This is a genomic window from Streptomyces sp. RK9 (assembly GCF_045070545.1).
GTDB classification, from domain to species: Bacteria; Actinomycetota; Actinomycetes; order Streptomycetales; family Streptomycetaceae; genus Streptomyces; species Streptomyces alboflavus.
Genome location: NZ_CP173704.1, coordinates 1,048,681 through 1,072,750 on the forward strand (window position 1 = coordinate 1,048,681; position 24,070 = coordinate 1,072,750).

Sequence of the window (24,070 nt, forward strand, 5' to 3'; positions counted from 1 at the left end):
CGTCACCCCTTTGGTTCACTTGCGCAATTTCATTCCTTGCTTGAGCAAATCGGTGGAGGGTGAGGTGCCGAGCGGCGTGATGAGACGAGGCCGGGGCGGTCGGTCCGCGGTCGGTGCGGTCCTGGGCGCTGTGCTGTGTGTGGTGGCGCTGCCGGGCGGCGGGACCGGGAGCGGCGTGGCCCTCGCTCGGCCCGGGCACGCCCCCGTCGAGGAGAGCCCCGGTCCGTACGCCTTCGACAGCGACGTGAAGGACGTCGACGGCACGACCAGTACGGCCGGGAGCCGGATGCTGGTGCCGGGGGCGACCTATCGGAGCGCCATCGGGCATCCCGGGGATTCCGGCTCCGTCGGCAGCGAGCTCTACTACCGTCTCGAACTCGGCGCCAAGGACAGCGCGTACGTCTCCGTGACCGCCCTGCCCGGCCCGCGCGGCCGGGTCGGGTTCGCCGACGGCATCAAGGTGTCCCTGCAGGACGCCGACGGCTTCACCTGCGACCTGGGGGCCGCGCGGATCGGCTCCTCGCAGAGCCCGCGGCCGCTCACCGCCTCGGCGCAGCGGCAGGTCGCGGCGGACCAGAAGAAGTGCCAGACCGCCGGGACGTACTACGTGGTGGTCGAGCGGACCACCGACTCCAGGTCCCCGGTGTCGTCCACCCCGGAGAAACCGTCCTCTACGGAGGACTGGGATCTGGAGCTGTACGTCGCCTCCGAGCCCGCGTTGGCCAAGGCGGGCTCGACCACCCCGCCGCAGGACACGGGCTCCACCCCGCAGCAGCAGCCTCCCGCCGGGGCACCGATGCCCCGCGCGGGCGGCAGCAGCTTCGGTACGGCCAGGGCGCTGGGCAAGGGCGTGTGGGGCGACCGCGTCCGGGCCGGGCAGACGCGGTTCTACCGGGTGCCCGTCGACTGGGGACAGCGTCTCTCCGTCACCCTGGAACTCGGCAGCGGCACCCGGAGCGGCGACTTCGTGACGTCCGCGCTGATCATGGAGCTGTTCAACCCGGTGCGCGGGCCCGTCGCGGACTCCGACATCCCGTACGACGGCCGCCAGAAGTCCATGGCCCTGTCCCCGCTGCCGCCGGTCGCCTACGAGAACCGCTACGCACCCTTCGACCGGACCTCCGGGATGCGGTTCGCCGGCTGGTACTACCTCGCGGTCCACCTGGACCCGGACGTCGGCAAGCGGTTCGGCGCGGACGAGACGGGGCTGACCCTGCGGGTGGGCGTCGCCGGTGAGCGGCGGCCGGCGCCCGCGTACGCCGGGGCGCCGCGCCCCGCGGACGGCTTCGGCGTCACGGAGCGCGACGAGGCCGCGGCGCGGAACGGCGCCGGAGGGGGTGGCTCCGCCCGGCGCGAGCCCGGCCCCGGCGGCTCTGCGGCCGCCTCCGAGGGCGATATGGCCATGAAGGTGCTCGCGGCGGCGGGGATCGGCTCGGGGACCGTGCTGCTCGCCGTTCTGGGGGTGTGGCGGACTGTGTCGCGGCGGCGGCTCGGGCGGGTCTCGGCTTGATCCGGGGCCGGCTGGATCTGTGTCCGGCCGGATCTGTGTGCTGCTCGGTAGCTCCTGGCGGTACCGCGGTTCGTTCTGTCTGGCCGCGGCGGTCTTCCTACGGTCCGTCAGATGCGGGTGAGGGCCCAGAAACCCACCGCGAAGCACGCCAGCGCGGCCAGCAGCATCGGCAGGGCCACCTTCACGGGCGGACCGGGGCGCGGTGCCCGTGCGGCGGCCGCGGCGTGGCGGCGCTGGGCGCGGCCCCTTGGCTGAAGTTCCGGGACCGGGGCCGGAATTGGTGTGCTGGGGGATGGAACCTGTTGGGGCTGAGCGGTGTATGGAGAAGGAGGAGCGAAAACGCGGTGCGCGGCGAGGGACGCGGCCGAGGCGTGAACGGGCTCCGGGGTGACTGCGGATGAGGGGGGCGGGATGGGGGTCGGTGTGGGTGTGGGGGGTGTTGTCGGGAGCTCGGCCGGGAGCGGGGCCGGGAGAGGTGTCGGTGTAGGGGGAGTGGGCGGTTGCGCGGGTTGTGGGGGTGGCGCCTGGTGGGGCGGGATCGGTGGGGGGAGGTGGAAGCTGCCGGTCTCCGACATCGGGGGGTGCGCGGGGGGCGATGGCGGTTGTACGGGGTGGTGCGGCGCCGAGGGCCGGTCGGCGGAGGGCTGACCGGTGGGCGACTGGGTGGAGAAGGGCTGGCCGACGGAGGGCTGGACCGGGGGCGGGAGTGGCGTGGCGGGCGGGGCTGTGGCGGGGTGGCCTGTGGAGGGGTGACTTGTGGCCGGATGACCTGTGGCCGGATGACCTGTGGGCGGGTGAGCGGTGGCCGGGTGCCCTGTGGACGGATGGCCCGTGGCCGGGTGGCCTGTCGGTGACTGTCCCGTGGACGGATGGCCCGCCAGCGGCTGCCCCGTCAGCGGGTGGCCTGTCAGCGGCTGGCCCGTGGACGGGTGGGACAGAGGTGGGGGTGGGGTGACGGAGGCTGAGTTGGTCGACGAGGTGGGAGATGTGAGGGGTGGTGGCTGGGACGGGGGTGGTTGAGGGGCGCGGGTGAGGGGGCCGTCAGGGCCGAAACCCGTGGGCAGCGGGGCGAGTTGGTCGAAGATCTCGACGAGCTCGTCGTCGGGCCCGGGCTCGGGCAGCATCTCGGCGGCGGAGGCGAGCGCCTTGCGGGCCCCCGTGGAGGTGCGGAACCGCGCCTGTGGGTCGGGTTGCAGGAGGGTGGCGATGACCTGCCACAGCGGTTCCGGCACGCCCTGCGGCGCCGTGGGGGTGCCGTGGGCCGCGAAGTGCTCGATCAGGGCCTTGGCGTCGGGCTTGGCGCCCTGCAGGAGGTACAGGGCGACGAGGCCGACGGCGAAGAGGTCGGCGGTGAAGTCCGGTTCGGCGCCCATCATTTGCTCGGGCGCGAAGTACCCGGGGGTGCCCACCACGTAGTCCGTCTCGGTCAGCCGCGGCTCGCCCTTGCGCATGGAGATGCCGAAGTCCGACAGACGCAGGTGCGGCCGCCCCGTCCCGGTGGCCTCCAGGAGGATGTTGGCGGGCTTGATGTCGCGGTGCACGACGCCCTCCGCGTGCACGGCGGCGAGGCCGGAGAGGAGCTGGTCGAGGAGGGTGCAGGTGAAGTGGGCGGGGAGGGGGCCGTAGTCACCGATGACGTGCGCGAGCGAGCCGCCGGTGACCAGCTCCATGGTGAACAGGACCTGGTCGTCGTCGGCGGCCCAGCTGGCGGGAGCGAGCACATGCGGATGGTCGATCCGCAGTGCCTGCTCCCGCACGAAACGCAACAGAGTGTGAGCGTTGCGCTGCTGAAGCACCTTGGCCGCCACATATCTGCGGCGGCGATGGTCCCAGGCACGCCATACGGCGCCCACTCCCCCGCGTCCGACCGGGTCGACGAGTTCGTACCGCCCGGCGAAGACCTCACCCATGGTCGTGCCCGCTCCCCTTCCGGGCCGCCCGGCAGCGGCCCGGCCGGCGGCTCAGCTCTGGTGCGCTTCGTAGTGGGCGACGGCGTCCGCGGTGCGGCCCGCTCCGTATACCCGAAGGAACTCTGCCAGTTCCGGGTGGGTCGGGGCGAGCGTGTCCGCGGCATCGATGATGTCGCCCGCCGCCGCGACGGAGCGCAGCAGCGACTGGATCTCACGCACCACGCGCTTGACCGTGGGTGCGCCTGAACTCGTGGTCGACTGGGTGGTGTTGGTCAGTACGGAACCCCCCTGGGACTTCTTGATCTCGTCCATGCGGTCCGTCGCCTCGGCGGCACTCACACTGCCGTCCGCGACCTGCCCCGACAGCTCCTGGAGGAGCTGCACCCGCTGGACCACGGCCGGATTGCCGATCTTGGCGCGCTGGCCGCTCATCAGCTGCGACAGCATCGGTGCGGAGAGGCCGAGCACCCCGGCGAGCCGTGCCTGGTTCAGGCCCAGATCGTCGATGAGGCGACGGAACAGTGCCCCCAGTGGCTCCCCGTACCAATTCCGCTGGAGCTCGCGTGCTCTCGCGGTTGATTCTTGTTGTGCAGCGTCCATCTTGCGTCTCCCCATCGCTTCCCCTAAGACGTGGTTCGCTGCCGCGAACCACGTCGAGCATCTTACGGAGAGTGGTCGCGCACGGGGAGCCCCAATCCTTTTGCGAGATCTGGGGGGTGACCCGGTACTCTGGTCTGCGACGCCCGCCGAGGCGCGATTTTTTCGCCACGGCTTCGGCGCACGCGGGGCCTTAGCTCAGTTGGTAGAGCGCTGTCTTTGCATGGCAGATGTCAGGGGTTCGACTCCCCTAGGCTCCACATCGAGAAAGCCCCCCTGAGCTGCGGTAACGCAGCTCAGGGGGGCTTTTTGGGTCTCTGCTTCCCACACCGTCGGCCTCCGGGTCCGCGGTCGGGGGGCGCACGCTGGGGTGCGCTGCTACTTGCGCTTGTTCGATCGTAGGGACCAGAGCGTGACCGCGATGCCGACGAGCGCCAGGAGAAAAAGGATCTTCATGATGGGTGAGTGCCCCCGATGGGCCTCCCGTACACCGAGGTTCCGCTCGAAGGGCTCGGTGCGCGGGCCGGGTGTGGCGTGAGCCCGGCGCGAGGGAGGTCCGGCTACACGTCGAGCTGGTACTCGTGGGCCGTGTGCGTCGGCAGGTAGCCGAGTTCGTCGTTGACGCGGCGCATGTGCGGGTTGTTGTCGGCGGTGTCGGTGAGCAGGCCGCCGAGGTGGGGGTGGCGTTCGCGGGCCGCGACGATCGAGGCGGCCTTCATCCAGCGGGCGAGGCCGTGGCCGCGGTGTTCGGGCAGCACGGCCGTGCCGTAGTGCTGGGCGTCGCCCGTGCCGTCGCCGGGGACGACCAGTTCGGTGAAGCCGGTGACGGTGCCGTCCGAGCAGTCGACGGCCGCCACGGTGTGGAGGATGTCGCCCCGCGCGGAGACGGCGTCGGCCGCGGCCCGAATCCGGTCGACGTCCCAGATCACCGTGCCGTAGTCGACCGCCCCCATGGGCATGTCGTCCATGGCCCGGCGTGACGCCGCGTACGTATCGGCGAGTTCGTCGGGCACCATCCCCTCCCATGCCGTGAGGCGGTAGCCGGGGTGTGGCTTCTCGATGGCGGCGGTGAGCTCGGGCGGGTCCGCGTCGGCCAGCGGGAGCCGGGCGTACGTGAGGGTCAGCGCGGCGCGGAAACCTGCGGCGGTGAGGAAGGCGGCGCCGGGGGATTCGGCCGGGGCCTGGGCGACGACGGTCCTGCGGCCGTCCTGGCGGGCGGCCTCGACGGCCGCTTCGAGCAGCAGGGTGCCCGCCCCCGCGCGCCGCTCGGCGGGGTGGACCTGGACGTCCAGTTCGGCGAGGTGGCGTTGGCCCTCCTTGGTGAACAGGCGCAGGAAGGCGTACCCGGCAGGGCTGCCGTCGGGGCCCGAGGCCAGCCACGCCAGGCGGCGGGCGGCGGAGGTCTCTTCGGGGTCGGTCAGGGCGGTGATGCGCAGGGGCAAGTCGGCTCCGTGAGTGAGGAAGGGTCGGACTGGTCGCGCTGCGTGGGTCAGTCGCCCTGCGTGGGCTCTTCCTGCGCGGCCCACTCGACGAACTGGACCACCACGCCGTTCGGGTCGGTCAGTTGGAACAGGCGCTCGCCCCAGGGCTCCTCGCGCAGCGGCATCGTGATCGGGGCGCCGGCCTCGCGCAGGCGCCGCTCCTCGGCCTCGATGCCGGTGATGGTGAGCGCGAAGATCAGGCCCGTGGCCTGCTGGTCGCGCTGCTCAGGGGGGAGCACCTCGCTGCCGCGCTGGAGGAGCACGATGTCGGCGGCGGCGTCCCCGCGGGTCAGGGACGCGAAGCCGTCGGCGGCCATGGCGACCTGGTAGCCGAGGTGGGTGTGGAAGAACTCCCGCGACGCGGCGACGTCGGCGACGGTCAGGGACACGGTGGAGGCGGTGACGTTCAGGGCTGCTCCTGGCAGAAGTTTGGGTGTGGCTGGTGTGGCAGGTGTGGGTGTGGCACGCGCGGATGTGGCGCGGGACCGGTGGTGCGACCTCAGCGTCGGCCGAGGCGGACGACTCAGGCGGGTGAGGACGACTCAGGCGGGTGAGTGGGTCCTCACCGGTTGCCTCGACGACCGGGGCCGCGCTGGTGAGCGTGCGGGGCGGAACGATTCGCCGCGGCCGGGCGGACAGGCTGCTGAAGACCGGGGCGTCCGTACCCCGCCCCGCCCGGACCGTGTCGAAGTGTCGACTTGAGCGTGTCCGCGAGGCCGGGTGCCGCGCGGTCCGGAGCGGGCAGGGCGGCCGCGAACTCCGTGGCGATGGTGGTGCTGACGAGGTGCGTGAGCTTGCGCAAAAGCAGTCCGTTCACTGAGGGGATTTTTGCAACGGACGTAACTTTAGGTCCGGCCCCTCAGTTCGTCAAGCATATTTTTACGTTGGATGTAAGATTCCCTCATGACTACTGAGATGGGGCTCCGTGAGTCCAAGAAGCAGGAGACCCGGCAGCTGATCTCCGACTGCGCCACCAGGCTCTTCATCGAGCAGGGCTTCGAGCAGACCACCATCACCGAGATCGCCGCCGCGGCCCGCGTGGCCAAGAAGACGGTGACCAACTACTTCCCCCGCAAGGAGGATCTGGCCCTCGACCACCACGAGGCGTTCACCGGGGGCCTGGCCCGGGCCGTCACCGAGCGCGAACCCGGCGAGGAGCCGCTCGCCGCCGTGGGCCGGACCTTCCGCGCCGCCCTCCTCGACCACAGCCCCGTCGTCGGCTTCACCGGCATCGCGTTCGCCCGCATGATCGCCGACAGCCCCACCCTCACCGCCCGGCTGCGCGAACTGCACGACCAGCGGGAGGAGGCACTCGCCGCGGCGCTGACCGCCGCCGCCCCCGACTCCGCCCCGGCCATCGCGCCCCTGTCCGGCGCCGCCCTGATCGCCGCGGCGGACCGGCTGCTGTTCCGGCGCATCCAGGAACTCACCCTGGCCGGTCGCACCAATGACGAGATCGAGGCCACGCTCCTCCCGGAGGCCGACCACCTCCGCACCCTCCTCGCCGCCGCCCTCGCCGACGACCCCACGGCCATGACCTGGTGACGTCGACGCCCACGGCCGGGTCGGGGCTTCGACGGACTCCGGCCGGAGCGGGGGCGGTGGGCGCCGGAGCGGTCAGCCGGTGGCCGGGAGGGCCAGGGCCCGCACGAGCTGGGTCAGTTCCTCCTGGAAGAGCTTTTGCGGGCTGACCGTCTGGGTGCGCAGGTGGCCGTAGACCTCCAGGGACACCAGGCCGTGCAGGCGTCCCCAGATGCGCAGGGCGAGCGCGACCGCCGCGGGCGGCAGCTCCGGGAACGCCGGGCGGACCTTGTCGAGCAGGCCGGGGTCGAAGTCGGACCACTCGAACTCGCTGGTCGCGTAGAGGTGTCGGGCGTGCGGCCAGGCGGCCGCGGCGAGCCCCGCGAGGCCGGTGCAGACGCGGCGCGCGGCGTCGGGGGCGGCGCCGCCGGCCGGGGCGCGGTAGCCCGGGACGGGGTCGCCGTAGATCAGTCGGAAGCCCTCGGGGTGGGCGAGCGACCAGTCGCGGAAGGCGGTCGCCCAGGACTGGATCCGCGCGGCCGGATCCAGCGGCGCGCCGGTTTCCCACGCGGTGTCCACGGCGTCGGCCAGGGCTGTGTACACGTCGTTGATCAGCGTGGTGACCAGGTCGTCGCGGGTGGGGAAGTAGCCGTAGATGGCGTTCGCGGTCATGCCCATCTCGCGGGCGATCGCACGCAGGGTGATGGCGTCAGGGCCGCCCGAGGCCATCAGGGCCAGCGCCACGCTCTTGATCTCGGCCGTCGTCTCGGCCCGCAGCCGCTCACGCCTGCCCTGGCCGCCCGCTGTCCCTGTCCCTGTCCCTGTCCCTGTCCCTGTCCCTGTCCCTGTCACGCAGTAACTCTACAGCGTTTGCTTAGTATGCGGGGTGTAGTAACTTCACGGCGTATAGTTTCTGAGAGGCGTCACCTTCGGGTGGCGTCCGCGAACAGGGGGAGAAGTCATGCGCATCGGAGTCATCGGAGCGTCGGGGACCATCGGCAGCCGGGTCGTCACCGAGGCCGTCGGCCGGGGGCACCACGTCGAGGCGTACAGCCGTGACCCGGAGCGGGCGGCGGGCGCGGAGCGGCGGGAGAACGTCACCTGGGCCGGGGTCGACGCCCTGGACCCGGCGTCCATAGCGGCCGTGCTGCCCGGGCTCGATGTCCTGATCAGCGCGTTCCAGCCCGGCAACGCCGCGCAGGACATGGCGGACACGCTGCGCCGCTCGATCGCCGATCCCACGGTGTACGCCACCGTGGCGCGGGCCCTCCTGAAGGCCCTGGAGAGCCACCCCCGCACCCGGCTCGTCGTCATCGGCGGCGCGGGCAGCCTGGAGGTCGCGCCGGGCGTGGTGCGCGCCGACTCCGACGAGCTGCTGCACGCCACTCTCGACGAGGTCGGGCTGCCCCGCGAGTACGCGGCGGCGGTGCGCGGCCACCGGGACGCCCTGAACGTCCTGCGGACCTCGAACCGGCTGTGGACCTACTTCAGCCCGGCCGAGGACATCGCCCCCGGCGAGCGCACCGGCCGCTTCCGGGTCGGCGGCGACCAGCCCGTCCTGGACGCCGACGGCCGCAGCCGGGTCTCCGCCGAGGACGCCGCCGTCGCCCTGATCGACGAGGTGGAACTGCCGCGCTTCGTCCAGCGCCGCTTCACCATCGGCTACTGAGGCCTGGGCCGCCGAAAGAACCCGGCGGCCGCCGCAACGACCCGGCCCGAACGCGCGGTGGCCGCCACGGAGTTCGTGGCGGCCACCTGGTGCGGCACTGCGGACGACGGGGCCGCGCTCGGCCCCGGTGCGTCAGTGGTTGCCGGCGCCGTTGCCCGAGAGGATCGGGATGTCGTTGAGGATGTGCGACAGCGGCTCGTCGCCCTTGGCCTGCGTGGAGTTCTCGGTGCACTGCTGGTTCTGCGGGGCCGACAGGACACTGATGTCCTGGACCGCGACCGGCACGACACCGACGAGGGAACCGACGTTGAGCTTGGCGGGCAGGCCGATGCAGGGCTTGTTGAGCGAGCCCTGGACCAGGGACATCTGCGGGCTCATGTTGCCGTGCGTGGCGGAGTTGCCGAACGTCTGCTCGGCGCCGTTGCCGCTGACGGACGTGGTGCCCGCGTCGTTGCCGATGGCCATCGCGGAGGGGGCGGTGACGGCCGTCATGCCGGCGGCGGATGCGGCGATCGCGGCGGTTGCCAAGATCTTCTTCATGGTGAGGAAATCCCTTCGGAGACAGGCTCCGTTGCGGAGCCGCATGGTGGTCAACTGACCGATGGAACCGTGGTTTCGGCGATTACCTCGGTCGGCCGATTAGTGTGCTGAGCGGAGAAACGGACGGCGCTGCGAGAAGCCGTCGACCGGTCCGGGAAGCCCAAAACAGCGGGCCGCCGAGGAGAGGTGGCGGCCCGCTGGACTTGGTGCCGGTGTCAGTGGTTGTTGACGCCGTTGCCCGAGAGAACCGGGATGTCGTTGAGCAGGTGCGACAGCGGCTCGTCGCCCTTGGCCTGCGTGGAGTTCTCCGTGCACTGCTGGTTCTGCGGCGCCGACAGGATCGGGATGTCCTGGACGGCGACCGGCACCAGGCCGACGAGGGAGCCGACGTTGGCCTTGGCGGGCAGCGCGATACAGGGCTTGTTGAAGGAGCCCTGAATGAGCGCCATCTGCGGGCTCATGTTCCCGTACGTGGCGGAGTTGCCGAACGTCTGGGAGGCGTGGTTGCCGCTCATCGTCTGGGTGCCGTTGTCGTCACCGATGGCGGACGCCGTGGAAGCAGTGGCAGCCGACGCACCGACGACGGAAGCCGTGACCGCGGCCGCAGTCATAACCTTCTTGAGCACAGCATTTCCCTTCTGGATATGAACCCCGTCCGTGGAGCACCCTGAGCAACTGTCACGGCGGTGCGGGGTTGCTGCTGTTCACTCTTATGGCCCACCAATGGCCCGGATGCGGGCCATTGGTGGGCATGGGGGCGGGTGGCGTTGTGCGGATAATCCGATGGTTCGGTACGGCGCCGCTCATGGTGGTGCGCATTTATGTGAATGCGCCGGGTGCCACCGGTCCGCGGAAAAGATCCGATGGAGTGAATGAGCGGAACCAAACGTCCGACGGTGAGTTGAGCAGCCCGCAGTAACCTGTGCTTCTGCCCAGAAAAGGAACAGCAAATGCTCAAGAAGGCAATGGCAGCGGCTGCGGTCGCAGTCTCCGTCGTCGGTATCTCAGCCACCGCAGCCCCTGCCGCGATGGCCATCGGTGACGACAGCGGCACGCAGTCGGCGAGCGGCAACGGCGCCAAGCAGGCGTTCGGCAACTCCGCCACCAAGGGCGACATGAGCCCGCAGCTGTCCCTCGTCCAGGGATCCCTGAACAAGCCCTGTGTCGGCCTGCCGATCAAGGGCAACGTCGGCGCCCTCGTCGGCCTGGTGCCGGTCGCCGTCCAGGACATCCCGATCCTGTCGGCGCCGCAGAACCAGCAGTGCACCGAGAACTCCACGCAGGCCAAGGGCGACGAGCCGCTGTCGCACATCCTCAGCGACATCCCGGTGCTCTCGGGCAACGGCGCGCACAACGGCTGACCGTCACGCCGCAGCGACCGCACGGGCCGCCCCGACTCCTTCGAGCGGGGCGGCCCGAGCGGCTTTTCCATGCCCGCCCCGGTAATTCGGACGGTCTCGGCCAGGGCCGTTTCGGCCAGGGCTGTTTCGACCAGGTAGGTTTCTTCCCTGACGGTTTCGTCGGGAATTCGGACGCCGACTTCTTCGCGTACGGATTCTTGTATCCCGGTACGTAATACCCGGGCGGCAGCAGTCGGGTGAACCTGGGAATTCCGGGGCGCTGCTGGTTTCTTCTGCTCCAGGTGCTCGTTGGTCAGGACTCAGGTCGCGGTGCGGGTGAAGATACTGCCCGCCCGGCTCTCACCGCCGTTTAGGCGCGACCGGTCAGAAGGGAAGATCTGTGAAGCTCAAGAAGAGCGCAACCGTCATCGCTGGTGCTGTCCTGGCACTGAGCTTCGGTGCCCCGGCATTCGCCGACGCGGGTGCCGACGGCGTGGCCGCCCACTCCCCGGGTGTTCTCTCCGGCAACCTCGTGCAGGTTCCCGTCCACGTTCCCGTCAACGTGTGCGGCAACAGCGTTGACCTGCTCGCGCTGCTGAACCCGGCGTTCGGCAACACCTGCGTCAACGACTGACGTACTGACGTAGCGACCCGGCGCTCCAGGCCGTGTCACCGCCGGCCTTGGCAGGCCTCAGGGCCCCAAGGCCGGCTCTCCTTCGCTCAACGGCCCCAAGGCCGGCTTCCCTTCGCTCACAGGAAGACCACTAGATTGCGACAGGCCCTCACCAAAGGGGTGCTCTCGGCGGCGGCCGCCACGAGCATCCTGTCCCTGCCCGGCCAGTCCGCGTTCGCCGCAGCCGATGCGCACGGACAGGCCACGGGCTCGCCCGGCTTCTTGTCGGGCAACAGTGTGCAAGCCCCGCTGGAGGTGCCGCTGAACGTCTGCGGCAACTCGGTGAACGGCGTGGGCGCGGGAAACCCGGCCATGGGCAACTCGTGCGCGCACACCTCGTCCCCGACCGCCGAGCGGGCACCGGAACGTGCGGCTCCGCCGCAGCGCGAGGCCGCGCCGAAGCCCGCGCCCGCCCCCGTGCCCAGGCCCGCACCCAACCCCGCGCCCGCACCGGAGCGCGCGGTCTCCGAGCCCGCCCCGGCGCCCGCCCACGCTCCCGCCCCGAAGCCCGCGGCCGAGCCGGCGACCCCGAAGTCGGCGACCCCGGAACCTGCGACTCCGCAACCCGCGCACGACGACGGCGGTGCCCGTGCCGACGGCGAGGCGTCCCACTCGCCGGGGCTGCTTTCGGGCAACCTGCTCCAGGCCGCGTTCGACGTGCCGGTCAACGCGTGCGGCAACGCCGTCGCGGTCGTCGCCGCGCTCTCCGGGACCACCGGCAACACGTGCGACCAGGCCCCCGAGGAGACGCCCCCGGAGCCGAAGCCGCACGTCCCGCCGGTCAAGCCCGAGCCTCCCGTCGAGCGGGTCACGCCGCCCGAGCCGCCCCGGGCGCCGCGCACCGTCCCCCGGGCCCCGGAGTTCCTGAAGGCCGCCGCGACCGCCCGGCCTTCGCGTCCCGTCGAGGCCCCGGAGCACGCCGCCCAGCTCGCCGCGACCGGCATGGACCAGAACGCCCTCGCAGCAGCCGCCGCCAGCGCCGGACTGCTGGTCGGCGGGGCTCTCCTCTACCGGCGCGGACGCAGCACGTCCTGAACCGCGCCGGAGCGGAGCGGAGCCAGAAGCAGCAAGAGGCAGCAAGAGCAGCAAGAGGCAGTACGAGCAGGAGCAGTACGAGCAGAAGCAGCAAGAGCTGGCGCAGCAAGAAGCAGAAGCACGAGGCGCGGCAGCGCCGGAGCGGACGGGTCGACGGCGGCCCGTCCGCTCCGTGCGTGGGGGCGCCCGTCAGCGCCCGGGCGCCCCACTCCCGTACGACGCCGTCACGGCGGCCCCCGCACCCCGGGCCACCGGCACCGCGCCCGGCCGCCGCACCCGCCGTCGTACCCCCGCCACCAGGCGGGCCGCCGTGAAGCCCGCGCCCTGGACGAAGCGCATCGCGGGGCCGAAGCTCGACGCGGTCGGCAGGCCGGCGACGAACAGGCCGGGCAGGGAGGTCTCGAAGGCGGTGTCCACGTACGGGGCGCCGTCGGCGAGTTGGCGCAGCGTGTCCCTGACGTCCAGGTCGAGCACGTCGATGCGGTGGGTCAGGGCGCGGAAGCCGGTGGCCGCGAGGACGTGGTCGGTCTCGAAGACGGCGGCGCCGTCCGGGCCGTGGGTGGACAGGAGGACCTGTCCGTCGTGGCGGCGGGCGCCGGTGAGCCGGTGTCCGGTGACGATCTCGATCGCTGCGGCTGAGCGCGCCGCGCCAGCCGCCGTCGGCGCGCCGCACGGACCCGCCTCCACGCGGTCCCGCACCCACCAGGCGCCCGCCGGGCCGAGGGCGGTGGCACTGACGCGGGCGCGGGTGGGTTCGGGGAGCAGGCGGAAGAGGCCGGGGCGTTCGGCGTAGAACCAGTTGCGCCAGCCGCAGCCGAGGCCGCTGTGCGGGGCGCGTGCCGACTGCCACCAGGGGCGGCGCAGGGCGGGCGGAAGGGTGTTCCAGCGCACCTGCGGGGCGCGCGCCAGGACGCGTACGCGGGTGCCCTGTTCGGCGAGGAGCGCGGCCGTCTCCAGGGCGGCCTGGCCCGCGCCGAGGACCGTGACGTCCTTGTCGCGCAGGGGGCCGAGGTCCGCATGGTGGCTGCTGTGCGAGACGTGGTCGGGGCCCAGGCCCCGTACCAGGGAGGGGATTTCGACGAACGGCATGACGCCGACGGCGAGTGCCACCGTGCGGCCGTGGCAGGTCTCGCCGTCGGCGGTCGTGACGGCGAAGCCGTCCGGGAGCGGGCGGACGGACCGGATCAGGCGCTCGTCGACCGGTGGCGCGGCCCGCTCGGCGAACCACAGGCCGTACGCGGCGAAGTGCTCCACCGGCAGCGGGACTCCGTGCTCCGCGCGCAGGCTCTCGCGGGCGCAGTACGCGGCCAGGCCGTAGCGGGCGCCGGGGTCGGAGAGGTCGGACGCCCAGGGCTCCGACTTCAGGAACATGCCGCGCGGCATGTGGTCGCGCCAGGAGGCCATGGGCCTGCCGAAGACGCGTACGTCCAGGCCGGACGCCGCGGCGTGCGCGGCGATGGACAGGCCGTAGGGGCCCGCTCCCACGATCAGCAGGTCATGCATCGGTGACCGCTCGCTCTCTGTTCGTCGTGCCGGTCAGGGGGGTGCCGGACAGGGTGGTGCCGGTCAAGGTCGGGGCGGTCAGGTTTGTGCCGGTCAGGTTCGGGGTGGACAGGACGGCGGGGGAGGTCTCCCGCGCCCTGGTGGACAGGGTCAGGAGGATGTTCTGGGTGCCGCCCGCGATCCTGGCGCGCGCGTGGCGCAGGACGTGGCGGCGCCAGCGGCGCCACAGGTCGGCGGCCGGGGCCGGGTCGTCGGCGGCGTCGGCGCCGGACCAGGCGAACTCGGTGGCGGGCGGGCGCTGTTGCCGGGAGCTGCGGGGGCGGCGGGGGGCGAGCCGGGTGCGCAGGGCCGTCAGCGGCGCGTAGTTCTCCACCACGAAGGCGCGGCCCGGCAGCGGGTCCGGTGCCGGGACCGGGCGGTGCGTCAGGTCGAGGTGGGCGGCCCGCACCACGTCGGTGCCGGCGCCGTCCGTGAAGAGGCGGAACTGGGCGCCGGGGCGCGGGTTGAAGTCGAGCAGGTGGTACGTGCCGGTGCGGGCGTCCCTGCGGAAGTCCAGGTCGAACACGCCCCGGTAGCCGAGGCCCGCGAGCAGCCGCCGGACGAGCGCCCACAGGCCCGCGTCGTGCGCCCACTCGCCGACCGCGGTGAGCCCGGCCGCGCGGGGCCGGGCCCGGCGCTTGCGGCCCGTGCCGCCGCCGAACACCTCGCCGTCGCGGCCCACGTAGCCGTGCGCGAACCAGTCGGCGTCGGGGCCGCCGGGGACGTACTCCTGGAGCAGCAGGCGGCTGCCCGCGGCCGCGGCGCGCGCGTGCAGCGCCGCCGCCTCGCGCGGGGAGCGGACCAGGACGGCGCTGCGCAGGCCGCTGCCGCGGGGCAGCAGCCAGGGGCGGCTCCACTTCGCCACCACCGGGGTGCCCAGGTCGGTCACCGCCCCGGCCGCCTCGGCGGGCGTCGTGGGCGCGACCGTCGCGGGGTGCGCCACGCCGAGGCGGGCGCACAGCGCCGCGAGGGCGGCCTTGTCGGCGAGGCGGCCCGGCAGGCCGGGCGCGGGCCGGGGCAGCAGGTAGCGGTCGGCGAGGGCCTCGCGGACGGCGTCGACGGCGAGGGCGCCCGCGTCGTCCAGGGGGATCAGGACGGCGGGGCGGCCGACGCGGGCGGAGACGCGCAGCAGGGCGGCGCGGACGTCGTCGGGCGTGGCCGTGGGGGCGGGCGGCGGGTGCATGCGGTGGAGATGGCGGGAGCGGGCGACCGGGCTGTGCGCGTCGTCGGCGACCAGGTGCACCTCCACCCCCTCCCGGCCCAGGGAACGGACCGCGCCCAGCGTGCCGTGGTGAAAGGGATTCCGGTCGATCCGCAGCAGGACCGCGGGAACGCGTGTGTCCAGAGAATGCAAGGTCGGCCTTACTCATCGCTCGCCCAATGGGGCGATGTGCGGTCACAGAGGATTAAGGACTCGATTGGCGTAAAAGAAATACATATGACGGAACGTCAGTGATGTGTGTGGCCGGTGCACGAGGAGCAGTCATGAACCCACGGCGTAGCCAACGCAGTAAACGACTGGGGCGACGCGGAAAACGGCTCGCCCTCGTCGCAGCCGGAATCATCGCGTCGACGGCGGTGACCGCCGTTCCCGGAAACGCCGCCGGGAAGGCGCCCGCGGACGACCCGACGCCCGTGCCGGCGCCCGCGCAGAGCCCGGCCCCCGCACCCGCCGAGACCCCCGCCCCCTCGGGAAGCAGCCCCGCCCCCGCCGACCCCCAGCTCCCCGCCATCGGGGCCTACCTCGACTACGGCCCCCTCGGCGTCGACCGCATGACCGAGCTGAGCAAGTGGCTCGACGGGACCGAGCTGCGGGTCGGGCACACGTACCTCCCGGGTGACCGGTGGAGCAACATCGAGGGCGCGCCGCGCTTCCTGGAGAGCTGGGCGGCCTGGCGCAAGGCCAAGGACGACCGGATGTTCGTCCTGAACGTGCCGATGCTGGAGCGCAACGAGGACCGCGTCGGTGACTGGCAGGTGCGCGCGATGCTGCGGCAGGGCGCGTCCGGGCTCTTCGACGAGCACTTCCGCGTCCTCGCGAAGCGGCTTGTCGACCTCGGGGTGCCGGACACGGTGATCGTGCTCGGCTGGGAGATGAACGGCACCACGTACACCCATCGTTGCGGTCCGGATCCGGAATCCTGGAAGACGTACTGGAAACGAATCGTCACCACGATGCGTTCGGTGCCGGGGCAGAAATTCAAGTTCGATTTCACCCCGAATCGCGGTCGGGACGCCATTCCGTGGACCGATTGCTATCCCGGTGACGATTCGGTCGACATCATCGGCCTCGATTCGTACGACCAGCCCAGCGGTGTGACGTTCGACCAGCAGGTCACGGAGGAGTACGGGCTCCAGCACCACGTGGATTTCGCGAAGGCCCACAAGAAGCCCATCTCGTATCCCGAATGGGGGCTCTTCCGCAACGGCGACAACGACGAGTACATGCGCCGGATGCTGAAGTGGATGGCCGAGCACAAGCCGCTGTACAACACGGTCACGGACTACTGCCCGCACGGTGTGTGGCAGTGCAAGGACAACCCCAAGTCCACCAAGGTGTACCGCGAGGCGCTCTCCGGCCTGCCGGTGAACCCGACGCCGAAGCCGACCGAACCGACCACTCCGGTACGGCCGCCGCTCTGTTCGCCGCTGGACCTGGGCGACTGGGTCGAGTACTGGCTGGGCGGGAAGCTGTGCCTGCGGTTCGACTGGTGGGAGCGCAAGGAGCGGCCGCGCGCCTGAGGGGGCGCGTGGGTCGCGGGGGTGGCTCGGCCCGGCGCGGTGGCGGAACCTTCACGGGGGAGTTCCGCCACCGGGCCGCCCCTCGCGTGCGCGCCGCTGCTGCCGCAGCCGCCGTTCCCTGCGCACTTCTCGCGCCCACTCCCGCGCCGCCGCCTCGCCCGCGGCGGCCGCGAGCAGGGGGGCCGTCCGCGCGTGGGCGAGCAGGAAGCGGCGGTTGGGGGCCGGGTCGGGGCGCCAGTGGTGTTTGTACGGTTCGTCGCCGCGCAGCAGGGACAGGGTGCGCGGGCGGTCGCCCGCGGTGTGCCGGGTGGAGGCGTCGAGCAGCATCGTGGCCACGTCGACCTTGCGTTCGCGCAGGCGCGGGTGGGCGCCGTAGAGGTAGCCGCCCGCGACCCGCGCGGACAGCAGGGTGACGTCGGCGGCGAGGACCTCCCCGTCGACGCTGAACTCGGTGACCACGGCGTCGCCCGCCGCCACCATGGGGCGCACGGAGCGCAGCAGGTGCTCGCGGAAGCGCGGCCGGAGGTGTTCGGTCGTCACCCTGCGCCCCTGCCACTGGAGTTGGTGCAGCCGAAGCAGCGTGGCCACGGCGGTCTCCACCTCGTCGGCGGGTACGACCCGGGCGCGCACGCCGACCGCCGTCAGCTTGCGCAGTTTGGCGCGGGCGCGCTGGGCCGTCGCCGTGGGCAGCCGCTTCAGGAGCTCGTCGACGGGCAGCGGGGGCAGTTCGAGGCAGGGGGAGTCGGTGAGTTCGCGGCGCGGGCCGCGCCACCGCTCGTACACGCTCTCGACGCAGGCGCCGGGGCGGGCCTCGCGGAAGTCGATCAGGGTGCCGCGGGCGAGCCCGCGCAGCCCCTCGGTGAGGGCGTCCGCCGCGCGCTCGCGGCCGTCGGCGGCGAGCAGCACGTCAGCGAAGTCCGAGATCGCGCCGCCGATCGGCCGCAGCGCCGGGACCGGCCGGTACGTCCGCATCAGCGGCGCCGCCGCCACCAGGTCGCCGCCGTCGCGGACGAGCAGCACCCGCAGCCGCCCGGGACGGCCGTACGACCGCCACCACGACGTCAGCCAGGCGTGGCTCTGGAACGGCGTCGCCTCCTCGCACCGCTCGTACAGCCGCCGCCAGGGCCCGGCCAGGGACGCGAACTCGGCCTCGTCCACGCAGAGTCCGGTGGTGAGCCCGGACCGGGTCGCCGTCGTCACGCGCCGCCCCGGACCTCGGCGGACGCGGGCCCCGGCACGGCGCCGCCGGGCAGCGTCCTGGCGGCGGCGCGCGGGCGCACCAGGAGGCCGAGGCCGCCGAGCAGGCCGCCCGCGCACAGGCCGACCAGGGCGGTCACCGGGGCGGACAGCGAGGAGGGCGCGGTGGGCGCGACCGCGCGGGAGAACGGCAGGAGCTTGACCCGGGTGCTGTCCTTGGTGTGGCCGGCGCTCGTGGTGAGGGCGCGGGACACCGCGTTCGCGAGGGTGGCGGCGTCGCCCGCCCGGTCGGCCGACGCGGACACCGAGATCATGGGGGCGTCGGGGGAGGTCGCGACCTTGACCCGGTCCTGCAGTTCGGTGGGCGAGACGCCCGCGGCGATCTGGGCGTCCCCGAGGACGGCGAGCTGGGTGGCGACCCTGCCGTAGGCCTGCGCGAAGCCGAGGGCGGTGGCCGGGTCGGCCTTGGCGCCGGGCACGGCGACGACGTAGCTGGTGGCGGTGTACTCCGGGGTCTGGAGCAGCCCGTACGTGCCGCCCGCGAGGGCGCCGAGGGCCGCGCAGGCCGGCAGGACGGTCCAGCGGGGGAGGCGGGTGAGGGGGGCCAGGAGGGTGCGGACGGTGAGGAGGGTGCGGCGGGGCGGGAGTGAGGTGTCGGTGGTGCCCGGGGCGGTGGTGCCCGGGGCGGTGGTGGCGGACGGGGCTTGAGCGGTGGACGTGCCGCCGGTGCCGCCCGTGCCCCCTGCCGTACCGCTGGACTTGGTGTTGGACTCGGTCGTGCCCGAGGGGGCGCTCGAAGGGGCGCTCATGGGGAGTTCACCTCCTGGTTCGGGCCGGTGAGCACGGACGCGTAGACGTCCATCAGCCGACCGGCGCTGCGGGTGATGTCGTAGTGCCGCACCGCGGCGGGTGCCGTGCGCTGCGGCGGTGGTCCTGATCTGCGCAGGCCGTACAGGACCTGCGCGAAGGAGTCGGGGTCGCTCGCGCAGTACGCCGAGTTGGTGCGCTCGTGCGCGGGCAGCCCCTCGATGGCGGGGCAGGACGCGTAGAGGACGGGAAGGCCCGAGGACAGGCCCTCCACGAGGGCGAGGCCGAACGCCTCCTCCGGGGACGGGGAGGCCAGCGTGTCCATGGCGGACAGCAGCGACGGCAGATGGGTGGCGGCGTGCTCCGGGCCGCGGTCGCCGCCGTCACGGCCGGCACCACCGGAACCACCGTCCTCGTGCGTGGTCTCGCCCGCGAACCGCACCCGGTCGGCGAGGCCGAGGCGCCCGGCGAGGCGGCGCAGCTCCGGCTCCTGCGGGCCCGACCCCACCAGGAGCACCCGTACGTCGGACGGGAGTTGGGCGGCGGCGCGCAGCAGGACGTCGAAGCGCTTGCCCTCGGCGAGCCGCCCCACGCCGCCGATGACGAACGCGTCCGCGGGCAGGTCGAGGCGCTCGCGCGCGGCCGCGCGCGCGGCCGGGTCGAAGCGGAAGCGCTCGGCGTCGATGCCGTTGGGCACCACCCGGATGCGCTGCCAGGGCACGCCCCACCGGTTGAGGCGGGCGCCGACGGCCGGGGACACGGCGACGGTCATCCGGCCGAGCCGCTCCCCGGCGAGGTACAGCGCGCGCACGCCGGACGTCAGGGGGCGCCCTTCCATCTGCGAGTCGCCCAGGGAGTGTTCGGTGGCCACGACCGCGCGCACCCCGGCGAGGCGGGCCGCGATCCGCCCGTACAGGCAGGCGCGGTAGAGGTGGGTGTGGACGACGTCGTAGCGGCCCGCGCGGATCAGCTTGACCAGGCGGGGCAGGGCGGCGAGGTCCCGGTTGCCCGCCATGTCCAGGTCGGTGACGCGGGTGCCGTCGGCCGTGATGCCGCGGGCGACGCTGCCCGCGTTGGTGAGGGTCAGGACGTCGCAGGTGGCCGGTACGTGGCGGAGCAGCAGGCGCAGTTGCTGCTCGGCGCCGCCCATGCCGAGCCCGGTGATGATGTGCAGGACCCTCACGCGGTCACCGCCGCCGGGAGCGGGGTGTGGCCGGGGCGCAGGGTGCGGCCGCGGGGCCCGCCGGTGGCCTGCTTCAGGCGCAGCCGCAGGGCGGTGTCGCGCTGCCCGACGTGGATGCGGGGCAGGGCGAGCGGTCCGGTGAGGTCGCCGGGGGCGATGGCGCAGGCGTACGTGTACCCGGCGGCGCGCACGGCGGCCAGGACGCGGGGGTCCGCGTGGCCGTACGGGTAGCAGAATCCGCCGACGGCACGTCCCGTCAGGTCGGCCACGGCGGACCGGCTGTCCGCGACCTCGCGGCGCAGGGTGCCGTCGTCGGCCCGCGTGAGGTCGACGTGCGTCAGGCCGTGCGAGGCGACCTCCATGCCCTGCTCGGCGGCGCTGCGGATGCCGTCGGCGTCGAGCAGGGGCTTGCGGGGGCCCAGCGGGTCCCAGGCGTTGTCGCCGCCGAGGCGGCCCGGCAGGACGAAGACGGTGGCGGTGCAGGCGTGGCGGTGCAGCAGGGGCACGGCGTGGTCGAGGAAGTCGGCGTAGCCGTCGTCGAAGGTGAGCCCCACGAGGCCGTGGCCCTGCCCCCGGCGGCACGCCTCCAGGAGCCGGTCCATGGACACCCCGCGCAGGCCGCGGCGGGCCAGCCAGGTGAGCTGGGCGTCCAGGCGGTCGGGGGAGACGGTGATGTTGTACGGGTCTTCGGTGGGGGCGGCCACGGAGTGGTACATGGCGATCCAGCTCGCGGGTCGCGTCGGGCGGCGTGCGGGGGGCCCCGGGGGCGGGGTGGGGTGGTCGCCCGGGTGCGGGGCCGTGGGGGGTGCGCCGCGCTGCGCGCGGCGGTGTCTCCCACCCGCCCACCCGTCTCTCTCGTCCGTGGGGTGAGCGCCGGGGGCGGCCTGGTCGGGGTTCGGGCGGTCGCCCGGGTGCGGGTCGGGGGTGGGAGGGCAGGTGCGGTGCTCGGGGTCGTCTGGTCGCGCGGGGCGGTCGGCGGATCGGGTGGGCTCCCCGGACGGCGTCCGGTCGCCGGGGCGCTCAGGTCTCCCGGATCGCGTGAAGTCAGCTGTCATGGCGTCGCTTTCGTGTGGCGGAGCTGGGGGCGCTGAGGCGCGCGGTCGCGGCGCGCAGAGCCGGTACGCCGAGCCCCCACCCGGCCGCCAGGAACGACACCCCCACCGCCAGGCCGCCCGTCGCCACCGCGGCCACGGGTGGGCCGACGTGGTGGGCGCACCAGGCGCCGAGACCCGCCGCGCACGCGGCCGCGAGGGTGAGGCGGCCCAGCTGCCCGGTGACGGCGCGCGTGCGCAGGGGGACGGCGCGCGGCCCGAGTGCGTGCAGCAGGAGCACCGCCGTGACGCAGATCCCGGCTGCGTTGGCGCCCGCGATGCCGTACACGCCCCACGTGCCCACCGTCAGGAAGCCGGTCCCGGCCGTCGTGAGGATGCCGACGCCCATCGCGGCCAGCGGCGCCCAGGTGGCCCGGCCGACGGAGAAGTGGGCGCGGGCGAGGGCGCCCACCAGCGTGTGGCCGAGCAGCCCGATGGCGTACACCCGCATGACGGCCGCCGTCGCCGCGGTGTCCGCCGCCGTGAACGCGCCGCGCTGGAAGAGGAGTCGGACCAGGTCGGGCGCGACGGCGACGATCGTCGCGGCGCCGCAGAGCACCACGCACCCGGCGAGCACGAGGTCCCGCTCGACCCGGTCACGGGCGCGCTCGGTCTCGCCCGCGGCAAGGGCCCGCGCGACCACCGGGAAGGTGACCGTGCACAGCATCAGCGACAGGACCATCGGCATCTGCGCGACCTTCTGCGCGTAGTTCAGATGCGAGATCGCCCCGGCGGGCAGCGAGGACGCGAGGAACCGCTCGATGAGCACCTGCGACTGGCGGCACAGCGCGAACAGCAGCACGGTCCAGATGACGGCCGTCTCCAGGCGTACGGCCTGCTCCCCCCGAGGCGCCTGCCGCCCCGCCGCCCCCGCCGCGCCCCGCAGCCGCAACTGCCGCCACAGGAAAGGCGCCTGCACGACCACCATCAGGACGCCGCCGAGGGCCACCCCCACCGCGGCCGCGCGCACGCCGAGCGGCGCGGCGAGCAGGAACAGGGTGGCGATGATGGCGGTGTTGTAGACGACGTACACGGCGGCGGGCGCGGCGAAGCGCTGGTGGGCGCGGAGGGCCGCGCTGCAGTACCCGGCGAGCCCGAAGCTCAGGGCACAGGTCGCCGTCAGCCGGGTGCAGTCCACGGCGAGCCCGGGGTCCGGCAGGCCCGGCGCGAGCGCGGCCACCAGGAGCGGGGCCGCGACGACGATCGCGAGGCAGGCGCCCACGAACCACAGGGTCATCCTCGGCAGCGAGGCGGCGACCAGGGCGCGTACCGGATCGGGTCCCCCGGCCCCTTCAGCCGCCGCGCGCCGCGCGAGCGCCAGGCTGAACGCGGGCACCAGGAAGAAGGCGAGCCCGTCCTCGATGAGCAGCGTCGCCGCCATCTCCGGCACGGTCCAGGCCACCAGGAACGCGTCGGTGGCGCTCCCGGCCCCGAAGAAGTGCGCGAGCACCTGGTCGCGCACGAGCCCGAGGAGGGACCCGGCGACGGTCAGGACGGCGGTGACGACGGCGGCCTTGGCGAGGAAGGCGTTGCCGGGGTCGGTGCCGGAGTCGGTGCCGGGGGGTGTGTCTGTACGGGGGGTGGGGTCCGGCCCGGCGGATGCGGTGGCTCCGGCCGGGCTCGGGGCGCTCTTCGCCGGAGCGGCGTCCGCGGTCGTCGCGCCCGGAACCGCCGCGCCCGGAACCGTCTCGGCCCCCGCCCCCGCCTCCGTGCCCGGCAACGTCGTCATCGCACCCCCGCCACGGCCCGCGACACGCCCGCCCCGTCCGAACTCCCGCTCCCACACGGGGAGTCGGCCCCGCCCACCGCATCGGCCCCGTCCGCGTACCCCACGCCGGAGACGCGCGCCGAGCCCTCCGCGCCCCCCTCGCACTCCCCCCGCCCCCGCAGCGCCCACCAGGCGCACCCGCCGAGCGCCACCGCCGTGAGCACCGTGGACGGGCCGCCGATGTCGGCGTACATGAAGTCGACGAGCTGCCAGACCAGCAGGCCGCAGGCCACGAGGGCGCAGTCGAGCGGCTCTCCCCTGCCCCCCGCCCGGCCTGCCCCGGCGCCCGCCCGGCCGTGCCGGGGCCGGACCCGCGTCCACCCGCGCACCGCGCACACCAGCAGCGCGAGCCAGCTGCCCGCGAGGGTGAGCAGGCCGAGGAGTCCCTGTTCGGCGAGGACGAGGAGGTACATGTTGTGCGGGGACAGCAGCGGCTGGCGGCGGAACTCGGCGCCCGCGCCCGCCGTGTCACTGCCGGAGGACAGGGCCAGGGAGGCGTGGCTGTCGCGGTGTTCGGGGAAGCCCTTGAGGCCGACGCCGGTCACCGGGTGGTCCCGCCACATGTCGACGGAGGCCGCCCACATCGCGTACCGGTCGGTGACGGACTGGTCGGGGGCGTCCGTGACGTCGGTGATGCTGGTCAGGCGGTCCTGGAGCAGCTGCGAGCCGAGGCCGAGCCCGGCCACCAGGACGACGCCCGCCGCCGCCCCCACGAGCGCGGCCCGCAGCGCGTGCCGCGCCCCGGCGAGCAGCAGGACCACCCCGCAGGCCGCCACCGTCGCGATCCACGCGCCCCGGCTGAACGACAGCGCGAGCGGCACGGTCAGCAGCCCCGCGCAGGTCAGCGCGGCGGCCCGCTGCCGGGGCGCGTGCGGCCGGAAGGCGAGGGCGAGCGCGGCGATCAGCCCGTACGACACCACGGTCGCCATCCCCATGACGTCCGTCGGCCCGAACGTGCCCACCGCCCGGATGTCCGCGCCCATGTACGACGCCCCGGTCCCGGTGAGGTTCTGGTGCACCCCGAGCGCGCCCTGGAACAGCGCGAGCCCGACGAACGCCCAGGCGAGCACCCGGAATTGGCGGGCGTCCCGGATCAGCACGAGGACGGCAGCGGGGACGAGGACGAAGACCTGGAGGTAACGCGCGGCCCCGGTGACCCCGGTCGCCGCCGACGAGGAGGCGCACGCGGCCGCGGCGATGCCGACGACGGGCAGGCCGACGACCACGGCGGCGCTCCGGGTCAGGGGGCGGCGCGCGGAGCGGACCACATGGACGAGGGCACAGCCGACGACCAGCGCGGAGAACGCGTCGGCGGGGGTGCCTCCGGAGCCGTCGCCCGCCGGGAGGGGGAGCGCGAGGAGGGCGAGGAGGACGACTACGGGGATGACGGGGAGGACGGTGGCCGCGTGGCGGAGGGCGGGGGGCAGCGAGGTACGCGGGTGCGGCAGGGCCTGGTCCACGCGA

Annotated in this window: 22 protein-coding genes and 1 tRNA gene; 8 read left to right on the forward strand and 15 right to left on the reverse strand. The window is 73.6% G+C overall.

Going from position 1 to position 24,070, the window contains the following annotated elements; genetic code table 11:
- The first annotated feature begins 175 nt into the window (after positions 1–175).
- Positions 176–1,510 carry a hypothetical protein gene (locus AB6L24_RS24815; RefSeq protein ID WP_405658561.1) on the forward strand — a complete coding sequence of 445 codons (1,335 nt, stop codon included), beginning with the start codon at positions 176–178 and terminating at the stop codon, positions 1,508–1,510.
- 107 nt (positions 1,511–1,617) lie between these two features.
- On the opposite strand, the gene AB6L24_RS24820 is transcribed toward AB6L24_RS24815, so the two are convergent.
- Positions 1,618–3,420, reverse strand: coding sequence for a protein kinase domain-containing protein (locus tag AB6L24_RS24820; RefSeq protein WP_405658563.1), 1,803 nt, complete (start codon positions 3,418–3,420; stop codon positions 1,618–1,620).
- Positions 3,421–3,471: 51 nt separating this feature from the next.
- Entirely contained in the window at positions 3,472–4,020 is a 549-nt protein-coding gene (locus AB6L24_RS24825; RefSeq protein WP_030357748.1) for a DNA-binding protein, read from the reverse strand.
- 184 nt (positions 4,021–4,204) lie between these two features.
- Between AB6L24_RS24825 and AB6L24_RS24830 the strand changes: the two genes are divergently transcribed.
- Positions 4,205–4,277: transfer RNA gene (locus AB6L24_RS24830), tRNA-Ala, on the forward strand.
- A 300-nt stretch (positions 4,278–4,577) separates the two neighbouring features.
- Here the strand turns inward: AB6L24_RS24830 and AB6L24_RS24835 are convergent.
- Both AB6L24_RS24835 and AB6L24_RS24840 read right to left on the reverse strand, forming a co-directional pair.
- Positions 4,578–5,459 (reverse strand): GNAT family N-acetyltransferase, encoded by an 882-nt coding sequence (locus AB6L24_RS24835; RefSeq protein WP_405658565.1) that lies wholly within the window; start codon positions 5,457–5,459, stop codon positions 4,578–4,580.
- Positions 5,460–5,506: 47 nt separating this feature from the next.
- Entirely contained in the window at positions 5,507–5,908 is a 402-nt protein-coding gene (locus tag AB6L24_RS24840; protein ID WP_405663307.1) for a VOC family protein, read from the reverse strand.
- Positions 5,909–6,413: 505 nt separating this feature from the next.
- Here AB6L24_RS24840 and AB6L24_RS24845 point away from each other — a divergent pair.
- Positions 6,414–7,043: a TetR/AcrR family transcriptional regulator gene (locus AB6L24_RS24845; protein WP_405663309.1), complete on the forward strand. Its 630-nt coding sequence runs from the start codon at positions 6,414–6,416 to the stop codon at positions 7,041–7,043.
- A 72-nt stretch (positions 7,044–7,115) separates the two neighbouring features.
- On the opposite strand, the gene AB6L24_RS24850 is transcribed toward AB6L24_RS24845, so the two are convergent.
- Positions 7,116–7,871 carry a TetR/AcrR family transcriptional regulator gene (locus AB6L24_RS24850; protein WP_405658568.1) on the reverse strand — a complete coding sequence of 252 codons (756 nt, stop codon included), beginning with the start codon at positions 7,869–7,871 and terminating at the stop codon, positions 7,116–7,118.
- Positions 7,872–7,980: 109 nt separating this feature from the next.
- Between AB6L24_RS24850 and AB6L24_RS24855 the strand changes: the two genes are divergently transcribed.
- Positions 7,981–8,688 carry an NAD(P)-dependent oxidoreductase gene (locus AB6L24_RS24855; protein WP_380843069.1) on the forward strand — a complete coding sequence of 236 codons (708 nt, stop codon included), beginning with the start codon at positions 7,981–7,983 and terminating at the stop codon, positions 8,686–8,688.
- A 132-nt stretch (positions 8,689–8,820) separates the two neighbouring features.
- Here the strand turns inward: AB6L24_RS24855 and AB6L24_RS24860 are convergent, their stop codons facing one another.
- Together AB6L24_RS24860 and AB6L24_RS24865 are read right to left on the reverse strand one after the other, a co-directional pair.
- On the reverse strand, positions 8,821–9,228 hold the full coding sequence (locus tag AB6L24_RS24860) for a rodlin (RefSeq protein ID WP_405658570.1): 408 nt from the start codon (positions 9,226–9,228) through the stop codon (positions 8,821–8,823).
- 215 nt (positions 9,229–9,443) lie between these two features.
- Positions 9,444–9,854, reverse strand: a complete 411-nt coding sequence (locus AB6L24_RS24865; protein ID WP_405658573.1) for a rodlin — start codon at positions 9,852–9,854, stop codon at positions 9,444–9,446.
- Between the two features lie 324 nt (positions 9,855–10,178).
- Here AB6L24_RS24865 and AB6L24_RS24870 point away from each other — a divergent pair, with 324 nt between their 5' ends.
- The 3 genes from AB6L24_RS24870 to AB6L24_RS24880 all read left to right on the forward strand — a co-directional run bounded on the left by AB6L24_RS24870 (position 10,179) and on the right by AB6L24_RS24880 (position 12,276).
- Complete coding sequence (locus AB6L24_RS24870) at positions 10,179–10,589, forward strand: rodlin (protein ID WP_405658575.1); 411 nt, start codon at positions 10,179–10,181, stop codon at positions 10,587–10,589.
- 379 nt (positions 10,590–10,968) lie between these two features.
- Positions 10,969–11,202 carry a chaplin gene (locus AB6L24_RS24875; RefSeq protein WP_405658578.1) on the forward strand — a complete coding sequence of 78 codons (234 nt, stop codon included), beginning with the start codon at positions 10,969–10,971 and terminating at the stop codon, positions 11,200–11,202.
- Between the two features lie 135 nt (positions 11,203–11,337).
- The gene (locus tag AB6L24_RS24880; protein WP_405658580.1) at positions 11,338–12,276 is read left to right on the forward strand and encodes a chaplin; all 939 of its coding nucleotides are present in this window, start codon (positions 11,338–11,340) and stop codon (positions 12,274–12,276) included.
- A gap of 189 nt (positions 12,277–12,465) precedes the next feature.
- Here AB6L24_RS24880 and AB6L24_RS24885 read toward each other — a convergent pair whose 3' ends face one another.
- Both AB6L24_RS24885 and AB6L24_RS24890 read right to left on the reverse strand, forming a co-directional pair.
- On the reverse strand, positions 12,466–13,779 hold the full coding sequence (locus tag AB6L24_RS24885; RefSeq protein WP_405658583.1) for an NAD(P)-binding domain-containing protein: 1,314 nt from the start codon (positions 13,777–13,779) through the stop codon (positions 12,466–12,468).
- Entirely contained in the window at positions 13,772–15,172 is a 1,401-nt protein-coding gene (locus tag AB6L24_RS24890; RefSeq protein ID WP_405658585.1) for an ATP-grasp domain-containing protein, read from the reverse strand. Before AB6L24_RS24890 ends, AB6L24_RS24885 begins: the two co-directional genes overlap by 8 nt.
- Before the next feature lie 131 nt (positions 15,173–15,303).
- On the opposite strand from AB6L24_RS24890, the gene AB6L24_RS24895 reads away from it, so the two are divergent.
- Positions 15,304–16,560, forward strand: a complete 1,257-nt coding sequence (locus tag AB6L24_RS24895) for a glycoside hydrolase family 26 protein (protein WP_405658588.1) — start codon at positions 15,304–15,306, stop codon at positions 16,558–16,560.
- Between the two features lie 51 nt (positions 16,561–16,611).
- Here the strand turns inward: AB6L24_RS24895 and AB6L24_RS24900 are convergent, their stop codons facing one another.
- The 6 genes from AB6L24_RS24900 to AB6L24_RS24925 all read right to left on the reverse strand — a co-directional run bounded on the left by AB6L24_RS24900 (position 16,612) and on the right by AB6L24_RS24925 (position 24,066).
- A complete protein-coding gene (locus AB6L24_RS24900) occupies positions 16,612–17,760 on the reverse strand; it encodes a GNAT family N-acetyltransferase (RefSeq protein ID WP_405658590.1) in 1,149 nt (382 codons plus the stop codon).
- Positions 17,757–18,566: a lipopolysaccharide biosynthesis protein gene (locus AB6L24_RS24905; protein WP_405658593.1), complete on the reverse strand. Its 810-nt coding sequence runs from the start codon at positions 18,564–18,566 to the stop codon at positions 17,757–17,759. Before AB6L24_RS24905 ends, AB6L24_RS24900 begins: the two co-directional genes overlap by 4 nt.
- A complete protein-coding gene (locus AB6L24_RS24910; RefSeq protein ID WP_405658595.1) occupies positions 18,563–19,747 on the reverse strand; it encodes a glycosyltransferase in 1,185 nt (394 codons plus the stop codon). The genes AB6L24_RS24905 and AB6L24_RS24910 overlap by 4 nt, the downstream gene beginning before the upstream one ends.
- The gene (locus AB6L24_RS24915; RefSeq protein ID WP_405658597.1) at positions 19,744–20,463 is read right to left on the reverse strand and encodes a polysaccharide deacetylase family protein; all 720 of its coding nucleotides are present in this window, start codon (positions 20,461–20,463) and stop codon (positions 19,744–19,746) included. The genes AB6L24_RS24910 and AB6L24_RS24915 overlap by 4 nt, the downstream gene beginning before the upstream one ends.
- A 328-nt stretch (positions 20,464–20,791) precedes the next feature.
- Positions 20,792–22,567, reverse strand: coding sequence for a lipid II flippase MurJ (locus tag AB6L24_RS24920; RefSeq protein WP_405658599.1), 1,776 nt, complete (start codon positions 22,565–22,567; stop codon positions 20,792–20,794).
- A complete protein-coding gene (locus tag AB6L24_RS24925) occupies positions 22,564–24,066 on the reverse strand; it encodes an O-antigen ligase family protein (protein WP_405658602.1) in 1,503 nt (500 codons plus the stop codon). Before AB6L24_RS24925 ends, AB6L24_RS24920 begins: the two co-directional genes overlap by 4 nt.
- Between the last annotated feature and the right edge of the window lie 4 nt (positions 24,067–24,070).